The following is a 13078-nucleotide window of genomic DNA, read 5'->3' as shown; positions in this document are numbered from 1 at the left end:
GATAATTTAAACGGACTTGTTTTGTAGGACTGCCTGCTCCCAAAAACTTGTATGCTCGAAATGATAAATAACCGACTTTGGACCTATAGATTGTCGTACCATATTTTTTATCATATCAAGCATTTCTTTGGCATCCAACAATTTTTGATCAATATGTCCAGTTTTTATCCAGGAGCGCAAATTCAAGGTTTCATCTTGTGGTAGCTTGCTGGCAGCGGCAAAATCCCACAAAGCTGGATAGGAGCGTGAAGGATAGTAAAGATTTTTGGCATAGGCAATTAATTGTTGGTGGGTGGATTCAGAAATAATTTTTTGTTTTCTGGCTTCAGCTAAGGTATAACGGATATTAATCATAGCTTCAGATAACCCTACGAAACCAAGTTCTGCTGGGCCGTGGACGATGGTGACTTCGTCGTCATCTTCTACCCTTCCTTGGATATAATCTTCGTAAATAGCACCGCATCCAATCATGCCAAAATCACTTAATTCAGACGCCCGCAAAGCGCCCATACTGCTGCTGCCGATGACATGAATACCTTCTTTCAAAGCGAATAATATTTCTTTATGCCAGACAGAAGGAAGGTTGCCGAAATATCCATCAATAATCCCGATAATCGCAGGTTTTTGCAAAGCTAATCGATAGATATCACCTTCCGCAACTGGCGGCCAAACCGTGGCACCTGGCAGTTCTTGTAGGATTATATCGGCGGACATGGTGGGGCCTGTAAAAATATGGATATTTGTCATAGATGGTTTTGCTTTAAAATGTTTTGGGCGCGTGCGCCAAATATATAGGAACGGGAGGAGGCTATACCCTCAAGTCCCGGAATAATCACTTTCACAACGGGGATTTCAAACTCTTCCCGGGTCAGGTTCACTACAATCACTTGGGTAATTCCCGAAGCTTTTAGCCGCGTTAATTGCCAATCTATGTCTTCTGCCAAGCTGTGGGATTGGAAGCTGGCCCCATCACGAAAATGACGTTGATGGCTGGTTTTATCGATTTTGCGACGCCATGAATGATACATATCTTCTTGCAGATGCTTGATGTATTCAGCGCGTGGCATGTCATCACGCGCCCCTGCAATAAAAGTTAAGCGGCTTTGCGCCGCTTCTGTTAAAGCACGTTTTAGGGCAATCGACCGGTTGGGATGGCACCCCATACCAGTGGCGGGGCGAAAATGATGGTGGGGTGGCGGGGCATTTTGGATGATTCGACAGATGAAAGACGGAATGCCGATATCAGTTGTGCTTTCCCAAACACCAGCCAACACATCCGCTTCCTGATATTTTTTCAGCAAATGGCTGCAAGCCTCATCATCCACAGTGGTTAAATCAACCTTGGTTTTCTCTTGCGCCTGTTCATGAAGGCAATCCCATAGGGTGGTGGCATCGCGCTCAATCACCTCGCTGATGGCATGGTTAATGGCTTCCAGCAAATGGTTGCCGGAGGCTAATCCATTGGAATTTGCAGGAAAATAACCACAACCGGTCGGCAAGGGAAAGCGAAAATTTAAATTGACCATCTCATAGGGTACCATGGTAGAGCACGCGTTGAGGATATCCGTTCCTTCAATCCACAAAATCTGGTCGTGGGGTTGCAAAGGACGCCCCGATATCCGCGGCAGAAGGTTTAAATCAGGCAGTTTATGGGCATAAAACATCTCCGCATAACTAGCTAGCCGTAAGGGAAGGGTAATATTTTCGGCATGGTATCCTTCAATTGCCTCCATGATCCCGGAGGCTTTCGCCGCATGCAAGGAGGTACCTTTCCCTTGGGATACGGAAATGGAACGTGAGTTGGGACGTGTAACCATGACGACAGGGATACCAATATGGTCCAACCCTGTTACGTTGGCCACGCGTGTAATGCCAAATACCGGAAACAAGCCTTGTACCCGTTCAACGGTTTCCTGGGAAGAAACCAGTCGTTCGCCATGGCCATGTTGGGAAGACTTGATAAACGAGCTGTCAATCCCCAGGGTGTGGTTACCAAGGGCTGCAGTGGGTTTGTGGAGTAAGGAGGAGAGGGGGAAACTGATCATGATCCAACGCTATGAAAATTGTTTACCACACAAATCTAAACACAATTCTAATCCAAACATAATTTGGAAGCATCACATCAAAAATATCGCTTTTAAATGATGTTGATCACATTTTAAAAATGATACTATCCTTACTTGTTACTGATTATAGGATCAATAGCTTGATCTTTTTAAGATATTACTGGTCTTCAAAAACTGAAAATCCCAGACGATTATGTCTGGGATCCAGTTTTAGCAGGGGTTGACTAGGTTCATAGGATTGTTGAGCAAAACCTGTGACGTAAGTGAATAATCCTGCTAAACTCGTCTATCAATGAAAATCTATTTAAGGGCTACAACCTCATGATTCCCATTGACCAAATGACTAAATAACTTTTTCTCTAATCCTTTTTGTGGTGCGCCTAAAAAACTGTGTGTGGCATTATTCGCGCTGGTTGCTTTTTTTACGCCTGCGGCCAATCTTGTTAGCCTTGCCTTCAGGGGCGGCCTCGGAGGTTTGGCTGCTTAGCGTCAGTTTTTCGGGGTTTTCCACTGGTTGTTGGGGATCATGTTTTTTACGTAGGGGTAGGAAGAATAGGGGAATAGGTTGGTCGGCTTGTTTCAAATCTTTGCTGCCTTTATCAGCCGCCCTAGTCTTCTTCTTGTTGGCCTTTGCTTGTGCGGCCTCCTCCGCCAGTTGCTGATCGCGGACATATTTCTCAACGGCTTTAACTAAAACCGCCGTTGCTTGGGCAAGTGCATCAAGTTTTTCGGGGTCTTTCGTAATTTCATCCGGTGGGATCAACGCGATCATATTAGCAATAGAACGCGTGATGAATTCTTCAATGGCAGTATCGGACGCATCATCTAGTTGAACCAATAGAGGTTTTTTTTGGTCTTCTTTTTTGGGGGTGTCGGACATGGTCAACTCCTATAGTGGCGGGTTTAGGAAATTTCCTGGATTAGTTTAAATACTATATAAGTCTGCATCAGTCTGCTTATCAACATCAGAAGCTATATTTAAAACATTTTCAATAAAAACTAAACAAATCAAAAAAAAATGTTGATCACCTGTTGCCGGGGAAATATAATCGCTTGCAACACGCTGCAACCAACATATGTTATTTGCCACTTAGAGTTTGAGTATATCCTTAATTTTCGTGTGGCTCAAACATATGCTTACTTGAATCAGATAAAACATCTCATCCCCTGCTTACCTTTATAATGATAAAAAATAATTAATCTGTAATTTAAGTCACAGTGCTGAAGGTCAGATCCTTATATATCTTTCCATGATTATAGCTTTTTCTATTTTAATTTAATAGGAAAACCCCTGTAATCTTCTCTGTGTGTGAAGGTTAGGCTGGGTTGTGAGGATATTTCTAGTTGTGAAGATTTTTCTAAATAATCCGGCCTAATCTTTTTATCAAGCTTAGGAAAGATAAGGAGTGAAGTGATGTTTAAAAAAGGCATCATTATTTATGGGAAAGACCATGAAAGTTATTGGGCGGGCTTTAGCCAGGATTTTAGCTTAAGCAACATAACCCCAAAGGTCTTTGATATAGGGCTGCCTGGCCCCTTGAGGCAAGACGGTGAGTATCAACGCAAAGCCGCAGACTATTCAAAAGATTATTATGTTAGGGATTCTTTGCCTTTCCACCCATCATACCGTCTGGGACGCTTTAAGAAATAAAGGATGCAATAGGTACAAGGGATGATCCAAGGAACTGGCGGTCTTTAACGTCCAGTCTTTATGATGCCCAGTCTTTATGATACAAGAGCCGATTGGCGGTTGTGATTCGTTCTGACGTTCGCTTCCCCTGCCATCATCGGCATCGATGCCTTCACCCCCTAAATCTGATCGACCCAAAAATTGTGGGCTGTATGGGGGATAAAAAACCGTCCAAATTTTTTTTAAAAACATCAGAATAACCGGGATTGGGCAGGTTAACCCCTGTATAAGGTGCCCCAGGGTTATCCTGGAGACTGTTATTCCGGGTTTTCTGGGGTTTGGGTATTGCCTAACCGATTCGGCCATTTGACAATTGAACCGATCCATAAAATATATTTTTAGGGATTAGCGCTGATACATCAGGCAAAACGGGCTGTTATGCTGTCAATCAAAAGGTTAAAATGACCCATGGCCATCAATTGCCAAATTGTGTGCATAGCGGGCAGCGGCCTATAATTAATTCAAAAAAAGACTGTCAATTTTGATAACAGCTAAAGATATAAGGGGATAGACCGAGTCGCGGGTCACTTTTCTATCACGGGATCATCTAGATATATGATTCGGCGTAGCTGGATAGTCGAAAACATATCCCATCCCTGGGTACAAAATCCACAAAACCCATGGAAATAGCCATGCGACTCGGGAAAACCCATGTCCCATTTCATCCATTGTACCGACATCCTCGCTAAGCAAAGGCCGTCCGAGCCAGAAAACCACCGGCCAATGATTGATGGTGAAATAAAAATGAACAACCAGTTTTGATGGGCGATCTTGTGAAATATATAAAATCTTGAAGGGAGACAATGGGCTGGTTACCAACAGGTGTTAAAATGCCGGACACGCCGAAAGGCGCAAGCGTCTTGAAATAAGGGGTTTGTGGTATTACGGGCCAAAACCCTCATCACTAACCAAAATCGGGGGAAATACCCAAACATTCTGACGACTTATAAAAACTTATAAAAAAATGGGAGTAACATTGCTGTTACTCCCAAGTTGTTATCAAACTTTTTTTACTTGATGACCCTATCAAGTCATTTAGATGTATAACCAAGAACATATCAGGGAGGAGGTTCTTGGATTATACGTCTATCATAATAACCCTATTGCCAAAATTTTATGTATCAAACGGCACAATCATCGTAATAATTTATGAGGTTTTTAGTGGCAATTTTTCCATTGATTCTGCCAGTTGCAGGTGATTTTGGCAATAATTATGAAGTTTAAAGGAACAAGAAACATCCCCATTTTTATGTAAAATAGGAAAGCAAGGGGAAAAAATATACTGATTTTTAATTTTTCCTTAAAAGGCATCAATTTTTTTTAAACCTAAATAGGTGGCAAGCCTGTTCCCTGGTGTTCCTGGATAGTTAGCCGATTCGCTTCATGCGTGATAAACGGCCAATATGGGCTATGTCTGGAAGATAGTAGTGGGTTTTCCTGCCCTTAAGTACTACCGCCAAGCCTGATTCGCAAGTTCTTTTAACCGATTCGTAGGAGATATTTTAGCGGTTGGCACGGGCAGAAGAAACATCCAGGATGGCCAAATGATGATTGGGTGCAAGATGCCCGATAAAGACAGCTTTTCTTTATTCTTGAAAGAACGCGCGTTATGTTTTAGGAGGTATTTCGCAGCCAGGCCATATAACGACCCCCAAAATAAAAACCAAAATAAAAATAGAGGGGTAACATTTCTGTTACCCCTCCAAGTTGTTATCAATCTTTTTTAACTTTTTTTATTGGGAACCCGTATGAGGTAGTTTCTAGCCCGTTGTATAGCCAAGTTTTTGTTTTTGTAGATGAGTTTTTTTTGGCTATACAACGATGTATGATAACCTGGTTACAAATACTTAATGTAATCACCAGCACAATCATCGGTAATAATTTATGGGGTGGTCAGCGGCGGTTTTTTCAGTATAACCGCCAGTTGCGGGTGGTTTTGGCAATAGGTACTAAGTTTATAGCAGTAAAAAAACATCCCCATTTCCACATACAAACCATAAGCGCGGGCAAAAAATTGCTCGGTTTTTTTAAATTCCCCTTGCAAGTGATACAATTTTCCCAAAACCACGTAACCATGGGCTTGTTGGGGGCGCATTCCCTCATTCTCACATAATTGCAGGGATTCGCTTAACAGGTGGGTGATCTTTTCCTCCTGTTGCAAGGGATTGGGCAGATGCAGCAATATTTCCGCCTTTAGGCAACATAACCAGGCCTGATTCGACCGTTCCTGTAACTGATTCGCATTCGCCAAAGCTTTTTGGCAAGCCTGCAAAGCCTGGTTGTATTGGGCGGCCAACAACAAGGTTTCCGCATACCAACCGAAAATCTGGCTGATATAGCTTTTTTGTATCTGGTTTAATGATTCGGGTTGGAAGCAGCGGTGAAATTCATCCAACCCTTCCTGGATATTTCCCAATTGCGCTTTCACAAAGGGAATAATCGCCACATAGGGCCCGAAAAGCTGGTTTTGGCTGAAAATGCAAAAACGCTGGTTGTTTTCCAAATAAAAAAGGGCGGTGGAAAAAAGGCCTTGCCGGACATAGATGCTGCCCAGACGGGCATCAACATAGGCCTGGCTGAAGGGATGGTTACATTCCGCTGCAATTTGTTGTGCTTTGCGGGCATATTGATAGGCCGAATCAAACTGTCCCCGGAAAGCGGCAATTTGCGACGAATGCATATAGGGTTGGATGGAAGCGATCGTTAACATTCCAAGTTTTTTATGCAGGGAATTGCTTTCTTTTAATAACCTTATGTTTTTTTGATTGATCTGTTCCGATTTACGGAATTGGCCCATATCAAAATAAACCCCTGCTATGCGCGAGGATAAAGTTATTTGTTGATTTTCGGGCACAGGATATTGCCGTAACAAATTTTTGGAAATTTGTACACACTCTGTAAAATCCCCTTTTACCCAATGGAACAACAGGGCAAGCAGGGTGGTTTCAATGATTCGGCTGGTATCGTGGATATCGGTGGCCATTTGCAGGGTTTCGGCCAGCAAATCCTCCGCCATATCCAACTGACCCTTAATGATATAAGGCTGGATAATTTGTAAATTGATATCAATGATTTGGGTCGCTGATATTTGGGCGGGCGGCAAATTTTTGATGGTGTTTAAGGCATAATTATAAAAATGGATGGAATTTTGGTGTGCCGCCTGATTAAGGGCTTGATCGCCCGCTTGTTGACTTTGGCTAACAGCCTGGTGCAATGCCCGTTGCAGTAAATTATTAGCATCATCCAGTATGTTGGGGTAACCCATTCATGTATCTTTCTTGGTTTCTGGGTTGGGTTAGATTGAGTTAATTGCCTAGGTTTTTCTTAAAACATAGTTTTTTTTAATCGATTGGTATGTACGAATAGATTAAAAAATTTAGACTAACCTAACCCAAAATACGGGGCATAAAAATTAAGATTTTATTGAACTATGAAAGCTAAACGTTCCTAATCTTAAATATAGTAAGACTTGGGAAAATAATTAACACCAGGAACGCTTAGCAGGTTAAGGGCCTTAAAATTAACATAAACAAAGAGATATGTAAAAGGAACGATAACAGACCTGAAGAAATTTAACAAGGATCCTTAAGGAGCGAATCACTTCCTAAAGAATATAAGCGTAACTAACTTATGACTAAAATAATTGGCTGAAGAAATATGCACGTAACTCTATGGACGCCGATTATAATCTCTACGTCAAATCTTGAACTAAGCGTGTCTCACTTATGGACGAATAACTTCGTGAAGAAATATGCGTGTCACTTATATCGGAGGATATAGGAAAATTTAAGGATTCAGAAAAATTAAGCTTGGATGCACTTGGAACAAGCGCTTTGTTTTTAAAGTTATACAAACTGCCGTTTGGACAAAATATTGCATGATTATCTGTAACCACGGTACTTCTCCCGAGATATTATAAATTAATTTTATCCCCACGCAGTGAAAATTTAGATAGAACCTTTATGGATATTGATGTAATCAATACCACATCTGTCAGAATATTTCGATTGTTTATTCAAAAAAAAACTTAGGTCAAATTTTATCTTTCATCTGCATTTTTTCAAATAATTGGTTAGCTTTCTGGCGATAATGATTGAATTTGGCTTTGTTGTTTTGTGCGCGCGCCAACTGAGCAGACAACCTATAATATTCGGCCATTAAAGGTAATAACTGATATTTTTTCGCTACGTGATAAATTTTTTGTAAAAGGTTTTCTGATTCTATACCATCTCTTTTATTAATTAGAATTTCAGCGAGTAAACATTCCGCCCACGCTAAATTTACTTGTTCATCATAGGCTGTTGTTTTTTTAATAACTGTTTTTGCGACTTCTTCCGCTAATTCAATTTTTCCTATGTAAAACAATGCTTCACCTAACCAATAAAGGTATCTGGATAAATAATTATCTGTTGACTGAGCATAGTAATAACCTAACCCTTCAACTAAATAATATTCTGCTTTTGAACGGTTTCCGAGATTAGCATAAACGTAAATTAAAGCATTGATGGTAGGGCTAATATAACAATTTTGAATTGGTTTGAAGAGATAAATTGGACGCTTTCCTCAAACAAAGGCAAAGCACTTCCAAAATCTTTTTGGCGTAAGAAGATAATAGCCACCCACGATAAGGCATAGATTTGGCTTAATATGTCGGGCGAAGAAAACGCAATTTTTAAAGCTTGATTGCCATATTGAACAGCTAATTCAAAATTACCTTTTTCAGCCTCAATCCGCCCTAACTGAGTATATGTAACAATACTTGCGCTAACCAACAGGCCAAATTTTTTATATTTATAAGAACCACTTTCTAAATATTTAAGTATATATTTATGTAATTTGTCCGACTCCCGCAAATTGCCCATATCAAAATAGATTCCTCCCAATCTGGAAAGAATCCTAATCTTGATTTCCTGCGTCATGACGTTGTTCTTATCCTCTAGCAATTCTTTGCCAATTCCGATGGCTTTGGTCAAATCCCCCTTGATCCATTCGAGCAAAATGTAAAAAGTTTGGGTTTCCAATTCTTTCAAGGGGTTGTTCATTCGGCGGCTGTCACGCAGGGTTTCTTCTAACACATTGTTCACCTGCGTCCAATTGCCGGTGGTAAAATAGGGTTTTACCAAACTGAGATTGACATCAATAATTCTAATGGCGATGGCGGGCGATGGGTCAATGGCTTGCATCTGCCGCAAGGCCATTAACGACCCCCGGTAAAAATCAATGGCTTCCCGATTCGCCCCGCGGATAAAGACGTTATGGGCAGCGCGGCGGTTATATAAATAGGCCTTGCGCCAATCTTCGGCAATTAGGGTATGGTGGGCCAATTGTTGCCAACGCTGGTCAATTTTTCGGCCCAACTTGCCTTCCAACGCCACAATGGATTGTTGGTGCAGGTACCGGCGGTTCTTTTTCAGAAGGCTGTTATAGCTGACATCTTGCATTAAATTATGGCGAAAACGGCTGCTGGGGCTTTTATCGGGGATCAAGGGTTCCGGCACAATAAACCCTGCCTGCTCCAAATGGTTTAACGGGGGTTGAATGTCGGATAAGGGCTGATTCATTAAATAGGCCAGCAGCAGATAAAAGAACTCAGCCCCCATGACCGAGGCGGTGGACAACACTTCCCGTTCCAAAGGGGGTAAGCTGTCAATCCGTTCGGCCAAAATCCCCTGAACGGTGGGCGGCACGGCAAAAGAAAAATAACTTTTGCCCAAACGGTAATCACCTAACTTGCCTGCGATATAGCCTTTTTGGGCCATTATTTCCATGGATTCTAGCAGGAATAAGGGATTGCCCTGGGTTTTATCCAGCAATTTTTCCTTCATTTCCTCGAGATCGGGATAGGAGCCAAAAAACCAATCCACGATATGGCGCGACTCGGCAAGGGTCAGGGAGCCCAAGGGAATAACCGGCAGATTGAAGGGTGATTCGAACCTGTCGATTGCCCGGTGGGTGATCAGCAGCAGCACGCGCGAATCGGGCACCCGCGGCACCAAATCGGCCAGGAACGATGCCACGTCGGTTGCAACCCATTGATAATCCTCAATGATCAATAACACCGGTTGTTGGCGGCTGGTGGCCACAACAATTTGGGCCAGGCTGGCGCTGGTGATGGCCAATTTTTCCTCAGCCCCTAAACTGTCCCAGGCCCGGTCATCCACCCGCAACCCCATCAAGCTCAACAAGGCAGATGGGCCAAAAACCTCCTTGATCCCGAGTCGTTTCAATAATTGCTGGATCGCCTTTTTCATGTCGCCCGCATCCGGGGTGGGCGATGGGGCAAAAATTTGCCAAATTTCTTGTAAAAAACGCAAAGGATGCCCGGGCAAATTATCCAGTAAATATTCGATCACCCGCCAAGATAGCGGCGGAAGGGTTTTTTTAAATTCATAGACCAGGCGTGACTTGCCGATCCCAGCCTCGCCAATGATACAGAAGTTTTGGCCGGTGCCCTGTTCGCAATTTTCCAACATGGTCGCCAATTGTTTCAATTCGGCCACCCTTCCGACAAAGCTGTTATTATAAACAGATGGCCGTTTGACTGAGGCAATATGCCGCAGTTTATAGGTGCGTACCACGGACGATTCGGTGGTCAACCGCACTTGTTTTTTTTCAACCACCCGAATCGACGAACCCAAAATTCGTACAGTTTCCTGACCCAGATGGGTGGTGCCGGGGTCGGCCCCTGACTGCAGGCGCTGGGCAATATGAACGCTTTCACTAATGATCTGGTAATCCGTTAAGGATTGCCCACTGGTTGTCTTGATCAACACTTCCCCGGAATTAATGCCGATTCGGACGAATGTCGGTGGCTGGCCCACCAAGCTTGGGAAGCGCGCTAAACTGTTTTGCAGTTGTTCATGGATGTGCTCTGCTGCAAGACAAGCACGGGTCGCATGATCTTCCAAGGCTTGCGGTGCCCCGAAAATCGCCAAGATGCCATCACCCATAACCTGGACAATCGTGCCGCGGTACCGTTCAATTGATTCAGTCATCAAGCCTAAGATAATCAACAGCGAATCACTGGCATCTTCAGCATCACGGTCAGCAACAAACCTAGACGAACCCACCACATCAACAAACATAATGCTGCCGACTTTGCGCTCATGTTTCCAGGAATCAATATCTTGTATGACAATTTGGGGTGGGCCGTTGCGTAAAGCCAACACCTTGTCCCGCAGCCTGACTTCGCTGCTGACAATCGGGGGCGGAGAGTCTTTTGGCCGCTCATTCTTAATCATACGGGGTTTTTTTCAATGTTTTTGTCATCAATCATCGGCGTTGGCTTGGATGTTTTTCCCCACTGGCAGTGTTCTAGCATTGCTTTTATCAATAGGCTAGTGAAGAATTGCAAGTAATAAAGTGAACAAAAGCTTAATTTTAGCCAGAATCGGCAGGATACCCATGCAAAAAACTTATTTTTATTTCCTGGGGGATCAGGCTATAGCAAAGCCAAGCGGTAAGCGATGAAATTTCGTGAATCCAACAAAATATCTGTTAAAATAAAGCGCGATGATGGTTCTTCCGTAACATAAGGAAAAAGTAAATAATGGGGGCTTCTATCCGGCTTGCCTTAGCGCAAATGAATTCAGCGGTTGGGGATATTGCGGGCAATTACCAGCGTATCCTGTCTTTTTATGCGGAAGCTGTGGCCATGCAGGCAGATATGTTGGTTTTGCCTGAATTGGCCTTGGTGGGGTATCCGGCGGATGATTTGATCCTTTCCCAGGCGTTCCTGGGGGAAGCCGCTGATTACCTGCAGCAATTGCAACAGCAGACGGCGGGCGCCAAAACCGCGATATTATTGGGCGTGCCCTTAAGGGAACAGGGCCACATATATAATGCCTGTTGTTTACTGGATCAAGGCCAGCGGGTGGCCACCCATTATAAATCAGATTTGCCCAATTATCAGGTGTTTGATGAAAAACGCTTATTCACCGCTGGCAAGCTGCCGAATATCATGGTTTTCCGGGGCATTGATTTGGGGGTGATGATTTGTGAGGAAATGTGGACGGATGCCGCCGCCAAACAGTTGCGGCAGCAAGGTGCGCATTTTTTGCTGGTGATCAATTCAAGCCCTTATGATGCCGGGTTGCAATTATCTCCTTTATCAACCCAACCGAATTCCCTGTTACCGGATAAAATGCACCGCAGGCAGCAAGTGGCCGCCGGTCTTGCCAAGGAAAACGGTCTGCCTTTGCTGTATGTAAACCAGGTGGGTGGCCAGGATGACCTGGTTTTTGACGGCTCCTCGTTCTTGCTTGACCGGCGCGGCCAAATGGTCAGCCAAGCATTGGCATTCCAAGAACAATTGATAGGGGTTGATTGGGCGGTTGGCCAATCTTCCTTCCGCTTGGTGGGACAGCCAGCTTATCACCCAACCTACCCTGGCTTATCCCATGGATCCCTTCATCCGGCCTTGCAACTGGGGCATGTTTACCAAGCCGCTGTGTTAGGGTTGCGGGATTATCTTGGGAAAAATAAGGCCAAAGGGGTGGTGCTGGGGTTAAGTGGTGGGATTGATTCGGCCTTAACCGCTGCCATCGCGGTTGATGCCTTGGGTTCAGGGCAGGTGCGGGGCGTGATGATGCCTTCCCCCTATACCAGCCAGCAAAGTTTGGAGGATGCGGCGACCACCGCGAAATTGTTGGGCATCCGGCTTGATCAATTGCCAATCCAGGGCTTAATGGAACAATATACGGAAACCTTGGCTTCCTTATTTAGCGGGACCAAACCCGGCCTTGCGGAAGAAAACCTGCAAAGCCGTATCCGCGGCACGTTATTGATGGCGGTTAGCAATAAGCTTTCCCCCTTGGTATTGGCGACCGGCAATAAATCCGAGATGGCCGTTGGATATGCCACTTTATATGGCGACACGTGCGGCGCTTATGCCCCGCTCAAAGATATTTATAAAACCACCATTTTTGCTTTGGCGGAATGGCGCAACCAGGTAAAACCGGCCATTGCTAAAGGCCCCGCAGGGTTAATAATGCCGGAAAGGGTTCTAAAACGCCCCCCGACCGCCGAATTGCGTTTTGACCAGAAAGATGAGGATAGCCTGCCACCTTACCCTATCCTGGACCATATATTACAAGGGTTGGTTGAGGAGGATTTGGGGATTGCGGAAATTGTTGCCGGTGGATACCAGCGGCCATTGGTTGAGGAAATTTGGTCATTGCTTGGCAGGGCCGAATATAAACGCCATCAAACCCCGCCTGGCCCCAGGGTATCCCCGCGGGCATTTGCTAGGGAGCGGCGGTATCCTATTACACAAGGCTGGATCAAGCGGAAATTTTAAATAATAATTTACTGTGCCATCATT

The 13078-nt window shown here is 44.1% G+C and carries 8 protein-coding genes; 2 read left to right on the top strand and 6 right to left on the bottom strand.

Features of this window, described 5'->3' with window-relative positions:
* Positions 1-6: 6 nt before the first annotated feature.
* The 3 genes from IPP67_01955 to IPP67_01945 form a co-directional block, all read right to left on the bottom strand.
* On the bottom strand, positions 7-747 hold the full coding sequence (locus IPP67_01955) for a tfuA protein (GenBank protein MBL0337965.1): 741 nt from the start codon (positions 745-747) through the stop codon (positions 7-9).
* A complete protein-coding gene (locus IPP67_01950; GenBank protein MBL0337964.1) occupies positions 744-2045 on the bottom strand; it encodes a YcaO-like family protein in 1302 nt (433 codons plus the stop codon). The genes IPP67_01955 and IPP67_01950 overlap by 4 nt, the downstream gene beginning before the upstream one ends.
* A 421-nt stretch (positions 2046-2466) precedes the next feature.
* Positions 2467-2946, bottom strand: coding sequence for a hypothetical protein (locus tag IPP67_01945; protein MBL0337963.1), 480 nt, complete (start codon positions 2944-2946; stop codon positions 2467-2469).
* 534 nt (positions 2947-3480) lie between these two features.
* On the opposite strand from IPP67_01945, the gene IPP67_01940 reads away from it, so the two are divergent.
* Positions 3481-3717 (top strand): hypothetical protein, encoded by a 237-nt coding sequence (locus tag IPP67_01940; GenBank protein MBL0337962.1) that lies wholly within the window; start codon positions 3481-3483, stop codon positions 3715-3717.
* A 1921-nt stretch (positions 3718-5638) separates the two neighbouring features.
* Here IPP67_01940 and IPP67_01935 read toward each other — a convergent pair.
* The 3 genes from IPP67_01935 to IPP67_01925 form a co-directional block, all read right to left on the bottom strand.
* Positions 5639-7021 carry a hypothetical protein gene (locus tag IPP67_01935; GenBank protein ID MBL0337961.1) on the bottom strand — a complete coding sequence of 461 codons (1383 nt, stop codon included), beginning with the start codon at positions 7019-7021 and terminating at the stop codon, positions 5639-5641.
* Between the two features lie 767 nt (positions 7022-7788).
* Positions 7789-8121 carry a hypothetical protein gene (locus IPP67_01930; protein ID MBL0337960.1) on the bottom strand — a complete coding sequence of 111 codons (333 nt, stop codon included), beginning with the start codon at positions 8119-8121 and terminating at the stop codon, positions 7789-7791.
* Positions 8122-8249: 128 nt separating this feature from the next.
* Positions 8250-10997, bottom strand: coding sequence for an AAA family ATPase (locus tag IPP67_01925; GenBank protein MBL0337959.1), 2748 nt, complete (start codon positions 10995-10997; stop codon positions 8250-8252).
* A gap of 308 nt (positions 10998-11305) precedes the next feature.
* On the opposite strand from IPP67_01925, the gene IPP67_01920 reads away from it, so the two are divergent.
* Positions 11306-13054, top strand: a complete 1749-nt coding sequence (locus IPP67_01920) for an NAD+ synthase (protein ID MBL0337958.1) — start codon at positions 11306-11308, stop codon at positions 13052-13054.
* The last annotated feature ends 24 nt before the right edge of the window (positions 13055-13078 follow it).

It is taken from the genome of Rhodospirillaceae bacterium, assembly GCA_016722635.1.
Classification (GTDB): domain Bacteria; phylum Pseudomonadota; class Alphaproteobacteria; order JAEUKQ01; family JAEUKQ01; genus JAEUKQ01.
This window is presented reverse-complemented; position numbering and strand designations above follow the sequence as displayed.

Excerpts from the sequence above, each read along its gene's own strand:
- IPP67_01955 (MBL0337965.1), bottom strand. The coding sequence starts at position 747 with ATGACAAATATCCATATTTTTACAGGCCCCACCATGTCCGCCGATATA.
- IPP67_01950 (MBL0337964.1), bottom strand. The coding sequence starts at position 2,045 with ATGATCAGTTTCCCCCTCTCCTCCTTACTCCACAAACCCACTGCAGCC.
- IPP67_01945 (MBL0337963.1), bottom strand. The coding sequence starts at position 2,946 with ATGTCCGACACCCCCAAAAAAGAAGACCAAAAAAAACCTCTATTGGTT.
- IPP67_01940 (MBL0337962.1), top strand. The coding sequence starts at position 3,481 with ATGTTTAAAAAAGGCATCATTATTTATGGGAAAGACCATGAAAGTTAT.
- IPP67_01935 (MBL0337961.1), bottom strand. The coding sequence starts at position 7,021 with ATGGGTTACCCCAACATACTGGATGATGCTAATAATTTACTGCAACGG.
- IPP67_01925 (MBL0337959.1), bottom strand. The coding sequence starts at position 10,997 with ATGATTAAGAATGAGCGGCCAAAAGACTCTCCGCCCCCGATTGTCAGC.
- IPP67_01920 (MBL0337958.1), top strand. The coding sequence starts at position 11,306 with ATGGGGGCTTCTATCCGGCTTGCCTTAGCGCAAATGAATTCAGCGGTT.